13 protein-coding genes are annotated in these 15,704 nt (G+C 67.0%); 4 read left to right on the top strand and 9 right to left on the bottom strand.

Annotation, left to right across the window (positions count from 1 at the left end; translation table 11 throughout):
• Together NX02_RS16845 and NX02_RS16840 are read left to right on the top strand one after the other, a co-directional pair.
• Window positions 1-2,640: a TonB-dependent receptor gene (locus NX02_RS16845; RefSeq protein WP_245648622.1), complete on the top strand. Its 2,640-nt coding sequence runs from the start codon at window positions 1-3 to the stop codon at window positions 2,638-2,640.
• Window positions 2,640-4,163: a tannase/feruloyl esterase family alpha/beta hydrolase gene (locus NX02_RS16840; RefSeq protein WP_025293376.1), complete on the top strand. Its 1,524-nt coding sequence runs from the start codon at window positions 2,640-2,642 to the stop codon at window positions 4,161-4,163. Before NX02_RS16845 ends, NX02_RS16840 begins: the two co-directional genes overlap by 1 nt.
• Before the next feature lie 24 nt (window positions 4,164-4,187).
• Here the strand turns inward: NX02_RS16840 and NX02_RS16835 are convergent, their stop codons facing one another.
• Window positions 4,188-4,925, bottom strand: a complete 738-nt coding sequence (locus tag NX02_RS16835; RefSeq protein WP_342671261.1) for an SDR family oxidoreductase — start codon at window positions 4,923-4,925, stop codon at window positions 4,188-4,190.
• Between the two features lie 59 nt (window positions 4,926-4,984).
• Between NX02_RS16835 and NX02_RS16830 the strand changes: the two genes are divergently transcribed.
• Window positions 4,985-5,899 (top strand): AraC family transcriptional regulator, encoded by a 915-nt coding sequence (locus NX02_RS16830; RefSeq protein ID WP_025293374.1) that lies wholly within the window; start codon window positions 4,985-4,987, stop codon window positions 5,897-5,899.
• Window positions 5,900-5,926: 27 nt separating this feature from the next.
• On the opposite strand, the gene NX02_RS16825 is transcribed toward NX02_RS16830, so the two are convergent.
• From NX02_RS16825 to NX02_RS30795, 4 genes are all read right to left on the bottom strand, one after another.
• Window positions 5,927-7,231 (bottom strand): MFS transporter, encoded by a 1,305-nt coding sequence (locus tag NX02_RS16825; protein WP_025293373.1) that lies wholly within the window; start codon window positions 7,229-7,231, stop codon window positions 5,927-5,929.
• A 113-nt stretch (window positions 7,232-7,344) separates the two neighbouring features.
• Window positions 7,345-7,776 carry a Saro_0803 family transcriptional regulator gene (locus tag NX02_RS16820; RefSeq protein WP_025293372.1) on the bottom strand — a complete coding sequence of 144 codons (432 nt, stop codon included), beginning with the start codon at window positions 7,774-7,776 and terminating at the stop codon, window positions 7,345-7,347.
• Entirely contained in the window at window positions 7,766-8,797 is a 1,032-nt protein-coding gene (locus tag NX02_RS16815; protein ID WP_025293371.1) for an aromatic ring-hydroxylating oxygenase subunit alpha, read from the bottom strand. Before NX02_RS16815 ends, NX02_RS16820 begins: the two co-directional genes overlap by 11 nt.
• Window positions 8,798-9,051: 254 nt before the next feature.
• A complete protein-coding gene (locus tag NX02_RS30795; protein WP_084717855.1) occupies window positions 9,052-11,562 on the bottom strand; it encodes a M10 family metallopeptidase C-terminal domain-containing protein in 2,511 nt (836 codons plus the stop codon).
• A gap of 84 nt (window positions 11,563-11,646) precedes the next feature.
• Between NX02_RS30795 and NX02_RS16805 the strand changes: the two genes are divergently transcribed.
• Entirely contained in the window at window positions 11,647-12,012 is a 366-nt protein-coding gene (locus NX02_RS16805; RefSeq protein ID WP_162232690.1) for a hypothetical protein, read from the top strand.
• Between the two features lie 57 nt (window positions 12,013-12,069).
• Here NX02_RS16805 and NX02_RS16800 read toward each other — a convergent pair whose 3' ends face one another.
• Genes NX02_RS16800 through ligK form a run of 4 tightly spaced genes read right to left on the bottom strand, consistent with a single transcriptional unit; the run spans window position 12,070 to window position 15,662 of the window.
• A complete protein-coding gene (locus NX02_RS16800; RefSeq protein ID WP_025293368.1) occupies window positions 12,070-13,056 on the bottom strand; it encodes an aldo/keto reductase in 987 nt (328 codons plus the stop codon).
• Window positions 13,053-13,943 (bottom strand): amidohydrolase family protein, encoded by an 891-nt coding sequence (locus tag NX02_RS16795; protein ID WP_025293367.1) that lies wholly within the window; start codon window positions 13,941-13,943, stop codon window positions 13,053-13,055. The genes NX02_RS16800 and NX02_RS16795 overlap by 4 nt, the downstream gene beginning before the upstream one ends.
• Window positions 13,940-14,995 (bottom strand): 4-oxalomesaconate tautomerase, encoded by a 1,056-nt coding sequence (locus NX02_RS16790; RefSeq protein WP_025293366.1) that lies wholly within the window; start codon window positions 14,993-14,995, stop codon window positions 13,940-13,942. Before NX02_RS16790 ends, NX02_RS16795 begins: the two co-directional genes overlap by 4 nt.
• A complete protein-coding gene (gene ligK / locus NX02_RS16785; protein ID WP_025293365.1) occupies window positions 14,988-15,662 on the bottom strand; it encodes a 4-carboxy-4-hydroxy-2-oxoadipate aldolase/oxaloacetate decarboxylase in 675 nt (224 codons plus the stop codon). The genes NX02_RS16790 and ligK overlap by 8 nt, the downstream gene beginning before the upstream one ends.
• Between the last annotated feature and the right edge of the window lie 42 nt (window positions 15,663-15,704).

Genomic DNA, 15,704 nt, shown 5'->3' with positions numbered 1-15,704 from the left:
ATGACCGTCACCCGATCCACGCTGCTGATGGGCCGCACCGCGCTGGGCGCGCTCGCCCTCGGCCTTGCTCTGCCGGCCTTCGCGCAGACCGCCGATCCCGCGCCAGAGGCGCCCCCGCTTTCGGAGAAGGAAGAGCAGGAGATCGTCGTTACCGGCAGCCGCATCCGCGGCATCGATCCGGTGGGGTCGAACGTGATCGCGATCGATGCAGATGCGATCGCGCAGGAGCCGGTCACCTCCACCAACGATCTGCTCCGCCGCGTGCCGCAGGTCGTCTCGCTCGGCGCGAACCGCGCCGGCGGCTCGGCCCAGAATGGCGCGGCCAACGCGACGCGCGGCGCCGGCATCAACCTGCGCGGGCTTTCGACCAACGCGACCTTGCTGCTCTATGACGGCAAGCGCTTGCCGCCGCAGGGCACGCAGGGCCAGTTTACCGACCCCTCGGTAATCCCGTCGATCGCGCTCGGCCGCGTCGAGGTGGTCGCGGACGGCGCGTCGGCGATCTACGGATCGGATGCGGTCGCGGGTGTGGTGAACTTCATCTTGCGCCGTGACTTTTCGGGCATCGAGGCCCGTGCCCGCTACGGCTTTACCGACGGCAACTACGACGAGAAGCAGTTCGCCGCGATCGCGGGGCACAAATGGAGCAGCGGCAACGCGATGATCGCCGCCGAATATACCTCCAACAAGGTGCTGCGCGGATCGGAGCTCGATTTCTACGAGAACGACAATCGCGACCGCGGCGGGCGTGACCTGCGCGTGACAAACTGCAACCCCGGCACGATCACCGTTGGTGGTGGCACCTATGCGATCCCGGCGGGCGGCGTCACCGGCGCCAATGTCGGTTCGCTGGTGCGCGGCACCAGCAATCGCTGCTTCTACGGCGATAGCGACTATGTCATCCCGCCGCAGGAGCGGATCAGCGTGGTCGGGGCGTTCAGCCAGGACATCACCGACGATATCCGCGTCTTCGCCGATGGCTTCTATTCGCGGCGCGAAGGCGATGTGCTGATCAACCCGACGGTCAACGCCACCGTGCCAAGCACCAATCCCTTCTTCGTCAGCCCGGTGCCGGGTGCAACCTCGGTCAACGTCGCCTACTCGCTGGTTCCGGAACTGGGCCAGCTCCGCAATCCGTATCACGCTTCCTCATGGAACGTTTCGGGCGGCGTCGAGGCCAACCTGTTCGGCGACTTCCGGGGCACGGTCTATTACGCCCACGGCGAATCCGAGGAGGTGGCGGACCGCCGCCGCTCCGGCGTCAACGCCGGTGCGCTCGCCCGCGCGCTCGCGGACACCAACCCGGCAACGGCGCTCAACGTGTTCGGCGGCGCCAACAATCCGGATACGCTGGCGCGCATCACCGACAATCTGTTCGTCATCACAGGACGCACCAGGCTGGACGTGATCAACGGCCAGCTCGATGGATCGCTGTTCGACCTGCCCGGCGGCGCCGTGCGCATCGCGGTGGGTGCCGAGCATCGCGTGGAATATACCTTCACCGATCTGCTGAGCGGGCAGGCGGCGACGCCGGTGACCACCGCGGACTCGGGCAAGCGCAACGTCGATGCGGTGTTCGGCGAACTCTTCGTTCCGATCGTCGGCGCCGGCAACGCATCTCCCGGCTTCGAACGGCTGTCGCTGAGCCTTGCGGTGCGGCACGAGAATTACAGCGACTTCGGCAGCACGACCAATCCGAAGATCGGTCTCACCTACGCGCCCTTCCCGGGGCTGACGTTGAAGGGCACCTACGGCACCTCGTTCCGCGCGCCGACCTTTACCGAGGTGTCGACCTTGGCGGGCGGCGCCGGCCTTTATTTCGATACGCTGCCGGGGCCGGCGGGCAACCAGATCGGCATCGGCATCGCCGGCGGCAATCCGAACCTGATGCCCGAACAGGCGAAGACCTGGTCGTTCGGCGTCGAAGCGGCGCCCGAGGACATTCCGGGGCTCGTCGCCTCGCTCAGCTATTTCCGTATCGACTATACCGATCAGATCCAGGCGCTGCGGGGCACGCCGGGGCTGCTGACCAACCCGGTCTACGACTCTTTCGTCCAGTTCGATCCGAGCCAGGCGGAGATCGCGGCGCTGCTCGCCTCGGGCCTGCCGATCAACAGCGCGATCAACCCTGCGGACGTCACCTTCATCGCCGACGGTCGCCGCCAGAACCTCGGCACTTCGCTGATGCGCGGGCTCGATTTCGTGCTCGCCTATGACTGGCAATGGGGTGACGTGAAGCTCGATGCCGGCGTGCAGGGCACCTACCTGCTCGACTATCTGTTCGAGGCGGTGCCCGGCGCCGGGCTGATCGACGTCGCCGACACGCTGGGCTTCACCCAGAGCTTCCGCAGCCAGGCCGATATCGGCGTCAAGTGGGGCGGGGTGCGCGGGCGCTTCACCTGGAACCATCTGCGGGGCTATTTCAACAACAGCGTCACGCCGCGGCAGGACGTGAGCAACTACGACACGTTCGATCTGTCGCTGGGGTATGAACTCAATGAACATGTCACCCTGTCGGCGGATGTTCGCAACCTGTTCGACGAGGATCCGCCCTTCGTCGACACCACCAACGGCTTCGATCCGCAGTCGGCCAACCCGATCCCGCGGCTGATCTCCGTCACGGCGGCAGTGAAGTTCTGATGGCAGGGCTGATCGCGGCCGCGCTCGCCGGCTGCGCGGCGTTGACCGGCACGCATGCGGGCGATGTCAAAGTCACCGGCGCCACGCCCATCGCGCCGCCGCCGGCGTGGGAGGCGCCGAACAGCCGCGGACCCTATCGCGGGCTGCCGGTCTCGGTGCCCTTCTGCCGTGTGGAAGCGGTAATCGAGGGCAATATCGGGTTCGAGTTATGGCTGCCTGCCAATTGGAACGGCCGGTTGCTCGGCGCCGGGGTGGGCGGCGACGCCGGTGTCTACAACTATATCGATATGAGCCAGCGTGTGGCGGAGGGCTTCGCCACCGTCACCACGGACAGCGGCCACAAGGCCAGCCAGGCGCGCTGGATGGCCGATCCCAAGGCGCGCGTCGACTATGAGCATCGCGCCGTCCACCTGACCACGGGCGCCGCCAAGCGGCTCGCCGCCGCCTTCTATGGCCGCGCGGTCGACCGCAGCTATTTCACCGGTTGCTCGGGGGGCGGCCGGCAGGCGCTGAAGGAAATGCAGAACTATCCGGGCGATTATGACGGCGTGATCGCCGGCGCGCCGGGGCCCTATATGCCGCTGCAGTCGGTGCGGATGATGTGGTTCTCGCTGCAGCAGAAGCAGATGCCGGACGCCGGGCTGACCGATGCCGACTGGTCGCTCTACGAGGCGAAGGCGACTGCGGCCTGCGACGCGGCGGATGGGGTGGTCGACGGCATCATCGCCAACCCGATGGCCTGCCGCTTCCGCGTCGAGACCTTGCTGTGCAAGCCCGGCCAGACCGGTCGCTGTCTCACCGCCCCCAGGCTGGCGATGCTGAAGACGATCGTCTCGCCGATGAGGGACGAGCAGGGGAGGGCGATGGACGGGGGCCTGCTACCCGGAGTCCGCACCCGCCCGGGGCCGCCCTCTCCACTGCTGCGCGCGATGTGGGCGGACGGCGTCTACAACGACCCCAACTGGAACGAGGACGGCTTCCGCCCTACCGCCGATCTCGATGCCGCCAACCGCGCGATGCCCGAACTGCGCGCGGACAAGCTGGCGATCGCGCCGTTCATCAAGGCGGGCGGCAAGGCGATCCTCTACCAAGGCTGGGCCGATCCCTCCACCAACGCGGGCCCCACCATCGACTATTTTGCGGCGTTGGCCCGCGCCCATGGCGGCGCCGCGAGGCTTGGGGAGGCGGTGCGCTTGTTCATGGTTCCCGGCATGTATCACTGCCGCGGCGGCCCCGGCCCCGACGCCTTCGGCGCCTCCGGCCAGCCCACCTGGCCGAACGATCCGGGCCGCGACATGCTGTGGGCGCTGATCCGCTGGGTGGAACGGGGGCAGGCCCCGCAGCAGATCACCGCCGCGAAACGCATCGACGGCAAGGACGTGCTGACCCGAAAGCTCTGCCCCTATCCGCAGGCGGCGCGCTATCAGGGCAAGGGGGCGGCTGCCGACGCCGGGTCGTATCGCTGCACTGTCGATCCCGACCTCGAAAAGGCGATGGCGCGGCGCTCGCTCGTCGGGTCCTGAACGCCGCGCAGGATCGTCAGGCGCTCATCCCTGCGCCGTCGGCCGGATGACGATGGTGCCGACGGCGACCTCGGCCGGCTGCTCCATCGCATAAAGCACGGCGTTTGCGATCGCGTCCGGTGAAATCGCGATATCGCCGAACCGGTCTTCGATCATCCGCCTGGACGCTTCGTCGGTGATGCCGTCGACGAAGTTCGTCCCGATCATCCCCGGGGAAATCTCGGTCACGCGTAGATGCGGCCCGGCCTCCTGCCGCAGCACCTCGGTCGCCGTGCGCACCGCATTCTTGGTCGCGGCATAGACACCCATGGTGGGGACCATCTGGATCCCGGCCGTAGACACGATGTTGATCACATGCCCGCAACGTTGCCGCTCGAACACCGGCAGCGCGGCGGCGATGCCGTAAAGCGTGCCCCGCAGGTTCACGTCGATCATCGCGTCCCAGTCCTCGACGCGCAGTGCATCGAAGCGCGAGATGGGGCCGATACCGGCGTTGTTGACGATTGCGTCGAGCCGGCCGCCCTGCTCGACCGCCAGCGACACGAGTGCCTCGAGGTCCCGCCGGCTGCGGACATCCGTCGCCCTGAACGCCGCCCGGCCGCCTGCCGCCTCGATCTCCTTCACCACCGTGCGCAATGCCGCCTCGTTGCGGGCACCGAGCACGACCAACGCGCCCTCGGTCGCCAGCCGTTTGGCGGTTGCGCGGCCGATGCCGCTGCTGGCCCCGGTGATCGCCACAACCTTGTCGGCAATGCTCATCATCAGTCTCCTTCGAACAGGAGATAGGCAGCGGTGCGAAGATGATCTATGCGATCTAATCCATGGAATTGTCGCATTCGTCTAAATCGAGCCTTGATCCGCTGTCGAACATTCTCGACGTGCTCGGCGCACGGATCAGCCGACGGACGCGCATGGAGGCCGCTGGCCAATGGGCGCTGGCCTTCCCAGCGCTGGACAGGCTCAAGTTCGTCGCGATGCTGCGGGGTAGCCAGTGGCTGCTGCGCCCGGACAAAGACCCGCAGTTGCTGAGCGCCGGGGACGTCTGCCTCCTCGGTCGCACCGCTTATACCGTCGCCAGCGACGCGAGCCTCGCACCCATCGATGGACAGGCAGTTTATGACGACGCCGGCGGTGACGTGGCGCGTCTCGGCGGAGACGATGTGATCGCAATCGGCGGCACGGTCACCATCGACGCCGCCGAAGCCGGCTTCTTCCTCGACATGCTGCCTGACGCGCTGATCATATCGGGCGCCGCGCCCGCATCCGGCACCATCGCGACGATCCTCCAATTGATCGGCAAGGAGATCGACGAGGATCTGCCCGGCCGCGAAATCGTCAGTGCGCGTCTTGCCGACGTCCTGCTGGTGGAGGCGATCCGTGCCTATGGTCGGCAGGCGCCGATGGGCTGGCTTGGTGCGCTCTCCGATCCGCGGCTCGGCCGGGCGCTTCGGGCCATCCATGCCGACGTGGCGGAACCCTGGACGGTTGCGCGTCTCGCGGGCATCGCCGGCATGTCTCGCGCTGCCTTTTCTGCGGAATTCACGCGCCGGGTCGGGCAGCCGCCCTTGTCCTATCTGCGCACGTGGCGGCTGATGGCGGCAAGAACGGCACTGAACCGCGGTGGCGTGGCGGTCGCGCAGGCAGCGCAGGCGGTGGGCTATACGTCGCAGAGCGCCTTCGGCCATGCCTTCCGTCGAGCCTTCGGCGTATCGCCGCGAGCGGGCCGGCGGCCTTGATCGATCCGCCGCCCAGCCGGTCGTTCGTCAGCCGTTTTCGCGGCCGCGCAGCGCCATCAACGCGCCCGCCGCGATTACCGAGCCCAGCGCCATCAGCAGCGCCACCGTCGGCAGCCCGTAGCCTCCGGCGAACAGGAAGCCCGCCAGTGCGGGGGCTAGTGCCGATCCGCCGCGGCCGATGCCGATGACGAAGCCGGTCGCGGTCGCGCGGACGCTGGTGGGGAAGGCTTGCGCCACCAGCGCATAGAGGCCGACGACGCCGGCGTTGGTGGCGAAGCCGGCCATCGCCGCGACGGCCGAGAGCGCGGCGAGGTCGCTCTGGCCCTGGCCGAAGAGGATGACGAGCGCGGTGGAGAAGAGCATCGCGGTGATCGTCAGCGCCAGCACGCGGATGCGGCCGGTCAGCAGCCCCAGCACCAGCGATCCGGTGGCGCCGCCGATGCTCGCCCACACCAGCACGCCCGCCGCTTGCGGCGCGGGGAAGCCCATATCGACGACGATCTTCGGGATCCATTTGAGGATGAAATAGAAGGTCATGATGTGGGTGAGATAGGCGATGGTCAGCACCACCGTCGGTCGCAGCAGCGCAGGCGAGAAGAGCGCGACGACCGGCACCTTGCGTGCCCCAGTCGTCTCTGGGGCGGGGAGGGCGGTTGCGGGGGCGTGGCCCATGCGGACGAGGGTGCGGTTGATCCGCGCCAGCGCGCCGGCGGGGCGGCTGTGCATCAGGAAGGCGATCGATTCGGGCGCGCGCCACAGCACCAGCGGCACGAACAGCGCGCTGCAGACCGCGCCGAACAGGAACACCGCACGCCAGTCATAGTGCGCGAGCAGCAGCGCGGAGACCGATCCGCCGACGATCGTGCCGAGCGGATAGCCGCCCGCCATCAGCACGACGGCGAGCGAGCGCTGTTTCGCGTTCGCCGCCTCGGCGACCGCGGCGTTGGTCGCCGCCAGCATCCCGCCGATGCCAAGGCCGGTGAGGACGCGCCAGATGCACAGCGCGGCGATACCGGCGGATGTCGCCGCGCCGATCATCCCGATCGTCATCAGCACGAGGCAGGAAAGGATGGTCGCGCGCCGGCCGATGCGGTCGGCGATGCCGCCCAGCACGAGCGATCCGATCGCCATGCCGACCAGTTCCATCGACAGCACGATACCCAGCGCGGCGCGGTCGATCCCCCATTCGGCGGCAATGCCCGGCGAGGCGAAGCTGATCGACAGCACATCGAATCCGTCGAGCGCGTTGAGGCCGATCATGGTCGCGACGATGCTCCACTGGAAGCGCGACATCGGCGCATCTTCGATCACCGCGCGTGGATCGATTGCCATCATTCTCTCCTCGTCATTCGCCGTGCGCGATCCGCGCCTTCTTTATGGTTCCGCCCACGCCGTCAGGCACCGCCTGTCCGTCTTGAGAGATACTGTTATGCTACACAACAAAATCAGCCATGAATGCGCGCGAGCAATTCCTCCAGCGTGGCACGTTCGTCAGCGGTAAAGCGCGCGGTGAGCCAGGCCTCGTGCTCGGCGATCGCGCTCCGTGCCGCGGCGAGCGCCGCATGGCCCTGTGCGGTCAGGCGGAAGGCGATGCGACGGCGGTCGCCCGGCGACGGGGCACGGGCGAGCAGACCGCGCTTCTCCAGCGCGTGGACGATCGTCATCGTCGTCGCGCGGTCCATGTCGAGCGCGGCGGCGAGGTCGGTCTGGGCGAGGTCGGAGTGGTCGCCCGCCAGCCACAGCACCGAAACCTGCTTCTGGGTGAGGCCGAGCGCGGCGAAATGATCGGCGAAGTGCCGCTGCACCGCGCCATGCGCGCGGCGGATGCGCAGCCCCAGGATCGTATCGAGCGCGCCGAGGCCGATCTCAGCCGGCATCGGCCAACTCGGCGGCGGCCAGCTTGCGGATGATCCCGCGCGCGCGCACGCTGCCCTCGTCGATCGAATAGCCGCGCAGCTTGAGATCGGGATTGGCGTCGATCGAGCGCTGCTGCGCCTCCAGAATCTCGACATCCTCGTCGAACACACGGCCCTGCTGCGCCTTGAAGCGAGCGGTGAAGCCGGGATCATCGACGTCGAAATTGCGCGCCATGCCCCAGAAATAATGCGTGCTGGTCTCGGTTTCCGGCGTCATCGCGTCGACGACGAATCCGCGCACGCCCGAATCATGCCGTTCGATCGTGTCGCCCGCGGCGACCGGCGACACGCCGACGTCGATCAGCACCGAAGACGGCGGCAGGAAGTGGCAGACCTGCCAGCGATCGACGGGGCCGGCGGAGCGCAGCGCGTCACGCCAGAACGGCGGCGGTTCGATCCCCGGCATCCATCGGCGCACCAGCACCTCCTCGCCGCGCACTTCGGTTTCGATCGGCGCCTCGGTGATTTCATGCTGGCCGATCGAGCCCTGATGCACCCAGGTTTCGTGGCTGAGATCCATCAGATTGTCGATCATCAGCCGATAGTCGCAGCCGACGCGGTTATAGCCGCCGTCGAACGTCCAGCCCGGCGTGCTGCACGGCCAGAAATCAGGCACCAGCTCGGGATCGGCGCGCGCCGGATCGCCGATCCATACCCAGACGAAGCGATGCTTCTCGACGACTGGATAGAGCGTCGCGCACACACCCCTTGGCACGCGTTCGCTCTTGATCGGCATCTCGGTGGCGCAGCCGTCCGGCCCCACGAGCAGGCCATGATAGCGGCAGCGCACCGAATCGCCTTCCTTATAGCCCATCGACAACGGCAGGAGGCGGTGCGGGCAGGCGTCGCGCATCGCGACGACGCTGCGATCGAGTTTGCGATAGAACATCAGCGGCTCGCCGCAGATGGTGCGCGCAACCGGCGTGCGATCGACCTCCGAATCCCACCCGGCGACATACCAGCGGTTGGTGATCCACGTCATGGCCCTCGGCTCCTCATCCCAGCCCATTGATTATGAGGCAATACTGTATGTGTTGCTTACAAATTGCAAGGGAGCGAAAGGGCATTTTGAACGCGTTCCCGACGCCGCGGGAATCCGGCTGCACCGAACGGCGCTCCTCTGCGCCACGTCCGATCCGCCGGGGCGCAAAAAAGGGCACCGGCGCTGTGCCGGTGCCCGTCTTTCCCGATCGGTCGCACCTCCCTCCGCCGGGGCGGAGGGAGGTGCATTCCGTATCAGAGTACGAAGTCAGCCGCGGCGAGGGAGCCGCCCGTGACCGTGACGAGGATCGCGAAGTCGGCAATGCTGTCACCATTCACGTCGCCGCGGATCTGCTGGAACGCGCCGACATTGGTGACGACGAGTTCGCCAGCGGTGCCGCTGAACGACGAGACCAGCGAGAAGGCGCCGCCGGCCGCGCCCGAATCGATCGCGCTGAGATCGATCAGGTCGTCGCCCTTGGCAAAGTCACGGATGACGTCGCGGAACGCCGCCGTGCTGTCCGTCACATCCTCGAACACGAAGGTGTCGGCACCCGCTCCGCCCAGCATCGTATCACGACCGGCACCGCCGGTGATGATGTCGTCACCCGTCTCGCCGAGGATGGTGTCGTCACCGGCACCGCCCTCGATGACGTCATTGTCGACGCCGCCGCGGAGCGTGTCGTTGCCGTCGCCGCCATCAATCGTATCCACGCCGCCGGCGCCATAGACGGTGTCGCGGCCCGCGCCACCGATGAGGATGTTGTCACCTTCTTCGCCGAGCAGCGAGTCGTTGCCGTCGCCACCATCCAGCGTGTCGTTGCCGAGACCGCCGCGCAGCGTGTCGTTGCCGTCGCCGCCCTCGAGGACGTCGTTACCGGCATAGCCGTAGAGGATATCGTCGCCGGCGCGGCCCATCAGCGTATCGTCACCGGCATTGCCGATGAGGATGTTGCGGACGTCGTTGCCGAGGATGACGTCGTCACCGCTGCCGCCGTTGGCGTTCTCGATCACCACGGTGTTGGCGATCGTGTAGCCGCCATAGATGGTGTCGACATAGGAAACGACGCCACCGCCGGTGGGCGAATAGTCGAGCGTCGCGGCGAGCAGGTCGATGTGCGCGTCGCGGGCGCCGTCGTAGCGGATGATGTCGGTGCCGCCGGTATCCCAGATCGTCTCGAAGAAGGTGCCAACGACATTGGCGTCATCGAGGCGGTAGAGCGTGTTGCCGCCATTCTGCGCATGCACGCCATAGCGCGTCTGCAACTGGGCAATATCGAACGCACTGAGCGAGCCCGACCAGCCATAGCCGATGTTCGCGCGGCTATACGTCAATGGCCCGCTCGGATGCGTCGCCCACCCATCATTGTAGGACATGACGGTGTAGACGCCCTGGTTGAGGTCATAGACGCCGAGCGAGTCGGATCCGGTGACGCCCAGCATGATGTCCGAGCCACCGCCATTGTCGTGCGGGTGCGAGAGGCCATGGGCGTGGCCGAATTCGTGCAGGATGACGGCGTAGGAGAAGCCGCCCGGCTGGAGGCTGGCCGGCAACGTGAAACCGCCGCTCAGCAGATTGAACGCGGCGATGCCCTGCTGGGTGCCGTAGCTCGGATCGCGCGGGTAGAAATAGGCGCCATATTCTTCGGATTCGGTGGTGAGCAGACGGAACGTCGCCTGGTTCACGTCGGTGGTGATCACATAATTGACGCCGAGAATTTCCTCGAACTCGCCAAGCGCCTTCATCACGCCATCGATCTGGAACTGCTGCCAGCCGTAGGTGATCATCGGGTTGCCGTCGTCACCCAGTTCGCCGAAATTCTCGCCGGCGGGGGCGAAATAGACATAGGCGGTCGGCACCCCGTCGACATCGACGAAGGGTACGTTGGCGGCACTCTGCCAGTCGATCGAATCCAGCGGGTCGAGGTCCGAAGGGTCGATCTCGCTGACGTCGAGCGTATAACCGCCCAGCAACGAGGGGTCATAGGGTTCGACCTGGACGTAATATGTGCCCCCGGTCTCCGCGAAGAAACTGACGCCGGTCTCATAGTTGAGACCATCGGCAACCAGATTGCCCTCGGAATCGTAGACCGAAACATAGCCGATATTTTCACCGGGAAACGGATCTCCCAGTTCGGCGGCGCCAGCGATGCCGCCGGCATAGGTGAAGGAATAGACTTTCCCGGCTTCGGCGGTGATCTGGTAGAGATCGATGTCCGTTGCGGAATCCAGATAACCGAAGGTCGTCTCACCGGGGGTCAGAACCTCGGCGCCCTCGATCGTATCCGGCGCATCCTTCGCGGGATCCTGTTCCCAGACGTCGATGGTGTAGTTGCCGGTATCCAGCGTGGGATCGCCATATTCGAGCGTATACCAGGACGTTGCATAGAGATAATGCGTACCCGTTACGGTCGCGGTATAAGTGATCTGGGACGTACGGCCGGCACCACCGTCATCATCCTCGGTAATATAGGCGTTGCCCGGCCCGAACAGCGCCAGATACGGATCCTCGATGCCACCTTCGACGGTTCCGCGATAGGCGAAGCTATAGGTCTGACCGGCAACAAGCTCGATCGCGATCAAATCTTCCGTCTCGGTGCCAGACAGGCTGCCGGTTAAAGTTGTGTCGGCTTCGGCCGCGATGACGCTGCCGGGCACGCCGATTGCACCCAGCGCAATCCTTGCGTCAATGACTTGGGTGGCCTTCGCATCGCTCTTGTCGATGATCGAACCATCCGAGTCAAAACGAACTAACGGTGACCCCATGTTAACCCTCCCGATACTCGTGATGGGGCGATAGGGACCACAAGAAACTTAGTGTGGCAATAGACATGTAAGGATTCTTGCGCCATGTTGAGTTGCGTGACGATAAGCCTGATCATTGCGGCCGCGGCGACCGCCGGCAGTCCTTTCCGGCCACTGCCGCTGGAAGGCGCGCAGGCCGATCCCGCCAAGCATGCGCAAGTCGAAACGACGGCTCCGGAGCGTGCGTCCGGCGGGCGGGCAGGGCTGCCCTATGCGTTCGGACAGCGCTTTCGGACGCTCGACGAATATTTGCTGCACTTGAAGCAGAAGGCGGGGCCGATCGACCTGCCCTGGTGGCGGCAGGTGGGGCCGGACCGGTTCGAGCGCGTCACCGGCAAGCGGGTGCCGCCGGGCAAGCGCGAGGCGGCCACGCGCGCGGAACTGCTCAGCCGCTTCGGCTTCGAGCGATAAGCAATTTGGGACGTCGCGGTTGAGGCACGGCTGCATGCTGCCGCCCCGCCGCTGTCGTCAGGCGAACTCTTCGGTATCGATCTCGGCGAGCGTCGCGGCGGGATAGCGCGGGCCGGCAATCGCTTGCGGCCGGAACAGGCGGTCGAGCGTGTCGGCAACGGCGCCGGGCAACGGTGCAAGTTCGCTCGCCAGGTTCTCGCGCAGATGCGCAGTGTTGGTGGTGCCGGGGATCGTCACGACATGCGGGGCCCGGTCCGCCAGCCAGCGCAAGCAGAGTTGCGCGGGTGTCGCGTCGAGATGAACGGCGATTGCGGTGAGTTCGGCCAGCAGCGCCCGGTTGCGCGCGAAATTCTCGCCCTGGAAACGGGGCATGGCGCGACGGATGTCGCCCTGCGGCAGCGCCTCGACCGAGGGCACGCCGCCGGCAAGAAAGCCGCGCGCGAGCGGCGAGAAGGCGACGAACGCGGCGCCCAGTTCGCGCGTAGCCTCCAGCGCGCCGAGTTCCGCGTTGCGCGACCAGAGCGAATATTCGTTCTGCACCGCTGCGATCGGGTGGACGGCATGCGCCTTCCGCAAGGTGGCCGCCGAAACCTCGCTGAGCCCGATCGACAGGACCTTGCCGGCCTCGATCATCCGCGCGAGTTCGCCCACCGACTCCTCGATCGGCACCGCCTTGTCCCAGCGGTGGAGATAATAGAGGTCGATGCGATCGGTCTTGAGCCGGGTCAGCGCCTCGTCGATCGTCCTGCGCAGCGTTTCCGGGCGCCCGTCGATCACGCGCTTGTCGTCGACTCCGGTCAACCCGCATTTGGACGCGAGAAAATAGGCGTCGCGGCGGTGCGCGATGGTTTCGCCGATCAGCGTTTCGTTGGTGCCGAAGCCGTAGAGCGCGGCGGTGTCGAGATGGTCGTAACCGAGGTCGAGTGCCTCGTTGAGCAGGCGGCCGGCCGCCTCGCGGTCCGGCGGCGTGCCATAGGCGTGGCTCAGCACCATGCAGCCCAGGCCGACGGGATGGACGGCGCGGCCGGCGATCGTCCGGGTCATGCTTCTTCCGGCCAGTAAAGGCGCATCGGATTGGCGACGAGCAGCTTGTGCTGCAACGCGGCGGTGGTCGCGATCTGCGGGATCACGTCGACGAGCCGGCCGTCGTCGGGAATGCGCGTTTCCATATTGGGGTGCGGCCAATCCGTGCCCCACAGCACGCGATCGGGATAGGCCTCTACCAGCGGGCGCACCGAACGGACGAAATCGGCATAGGGCTCCCCCGCGGGATCGAGCCGGTCGGGGCAGGTGACCTTGGTCCAGATATCGTCGCGGCTGTCCAGCAGCGCGCGGAACGCGGTCATGTCGGGGCCGTCGGGGCCATGCGTCACGTCCGGCCGGCCCATATGGTCGATCACGATCGGGGTCGGGATCGCGGCGAGGAACGGTTTCATCTCGTCGAGAATGTCGGCCTCGAAATAGACCACGACGTGCCAGCCGAGCCGCTGGATGCGCTGCGCCACCTGGAGGAACTTGTCCTTCGGCGCATCGTCCACCAGCCGCTTGAGGAAGTTGAAGCGCACGCCGCGGATGCCGCCGGCGTGGAGCGCATCCAGTTCCTCGTCGCCGATCGCCGGATCGACCACCGCGACGCCGCGGCAGGTGCCGCTGGAGACGGCGATGCCGTTCAACGTCGCACGGTTGTCGGTGCCGTGGCAGCTAGCCTGCACGATCACGTTGCGCGCGAAGCCCAGCCGCTCGCGCAGCGCGAACAGCGCGTCGGGGCCGGCATCCTGCGGCAGATATTTGGCCTTGGCGCTGAACGGGAAGTCCGCCATCGGCCCGAACACATGGCAATGCGCATCGACCGCGCCGGCGGGGGGCTCGTAGCGCGGCTGCGACGGCGTCAGCGTCCAGCTTCTGATCCGGCCTTGTTCGTCGGTGCTCATGCGAAGACTTCTCCGTCCATCAGTTTACGCGCGGTGCGCAGCATCCCCGCCTCGACCGGCGCGCCATCGGCGTCCACGGTCACGACGCATTCGGTGACGCCGGTGGGATGCTCGACGCCCAGCGTCTTGGTGGCGCCTTCGGGCACCCTGGCCACCGCCTGCGCCGGCGACCCGTCGACAAGGCACGCGGTCGCGACGCTGACCGCGCCGAGCACGCCGATCGAGGCGTGGACGCGGTGCGGGATCAACGACCGGACGGCGATCGCGCCGCCGTCTCGCGGCGTCGCCACCAGCATCATCTTGGGTACCGATTTCTCGCTGACGTCACCCAGATTCATCAGCGGGCCGGCCTTGAGACGGATCGCCTCGACCTTCGCCTTCATCGCGGCATTGCCGTCCAGGGTCTCGCGATCCTCATAGCCGGTGATGCCGACGTCGCTGGCGGCGATCACGACGCAGGGCATGCCATTGTCGATCAACGTCACCTTCACGCCGTCGATCTCGTCAACGCCGTTGCCGGTGGGCAGCAGCGCGCCGCAGGAGGAGCCGGCGGTGTCGCGGAACGCGAGGGGGATGGGCGCCGCGGTGCCCGGCACGCCGCTGATCGGGGCGTCGCCCTCATAGCGGACCACGCCGCCCGGCGTCCGCACCGTCGCGACCGCGACCTGACCGGTATTCTCCATGAAGATGGCGACGCGGGTCTCGCCATCGCCAGCCGCGATCAGCCCGCGTTCGATCGCGAAGGGGCCGACGCCGGCGAGCATGTTGCCGCAATTCTGGCTGTCGGTGACGATCGGCTGGTCCACGAACACCTGCAGGAACAGATAGTCGACATCGACGCCCGCGCGCGCCGACCTGCTCACCACCGCGACCTTGCTGGTCAGCGGATCTGCGCCGCCCATGCCGTCGATCTGGCGTGGATCGGGCGATCCCATCACCCTCAGCAAGAAAGCGTCGCGCGCGGCGGTATCGGTGGGCAGGTCGCAGGCGAGGAAGAAGGCGCCCTTGGAGGTGCCGCCGCGCATCCACATGCAGCGCACGCCCTCACTCATAGCGCAGCCCCATCGCCTCCAGCTTTTCGCGCATCTTGTAGATGTCGAGCCCGAGCACGCCGCCCGCCAGCGTCTCGCGCTTGTCGGCCTCGGCCGCCTCGCGGGCGCGGGCCTTGTCGAGCACGGCGGCGGCATCGGCGCGCTTGACGACGCAGACGCCGTCATCGTCGGCGACGATCACGTCGCCCGCCTCGATGGCGGCGCCGGCGCAGACGATCGGCACGTTGACGCTGCCGAGCGTCGCCTTGACGGTGCCTTGGGCGAACACCGCCTTCGACCAGACCGGAAAGCCCATCGCGGTCAGATCGCGCACGTCGCGCACGCCGGCATCGATCACCAGCCCGCGGCAACCGCGCGCCATCGCGCTGGTCGCGAGCAGGTCGCCGAAATAGCCGTCGAGGCACGGCGAGGTGGGGGCGAGCACGATGATGTCGCCGGGCTGGAGCTGCTCGATCGCGACATGCACCATCCAGTTGTCGCCCGGCGGTGCGGAGATGGTGACGGCGCTGCCGGCGATGCGGGCGCCGGGGTAGATCGGGCGCATATAATGGCCGAGCAGGCCGATGCGGCCCTGCGCCTCATGGACGGTCGCGACGCCGGCCTCCGCCAGCCCGTCGATCACCGATGCATCGGCGCGGGCGATATTCTGTACGACGCGTCCAGCCATTCGACACTCCTCTGGGCAAGTGACGGAAGCCTAGCCCGTCGC

Source organism: Sphingomonas sanxanigenens DSM 19645 = NX02 (assembly GCF_000512205.2).
Taxonomy (GTDB): Bacteria; Pseudomonadota; Alphaproteobacteria; order Sphingomonadales; family Sphingomonadaceae; genus Sphingomonas_D; species Sphingomonas_D sanxanigenens.
Note: the sequence above shows the minus strand (reverse complement) of the source record. Positions and strands in the feature narration are given on the sequence as shown.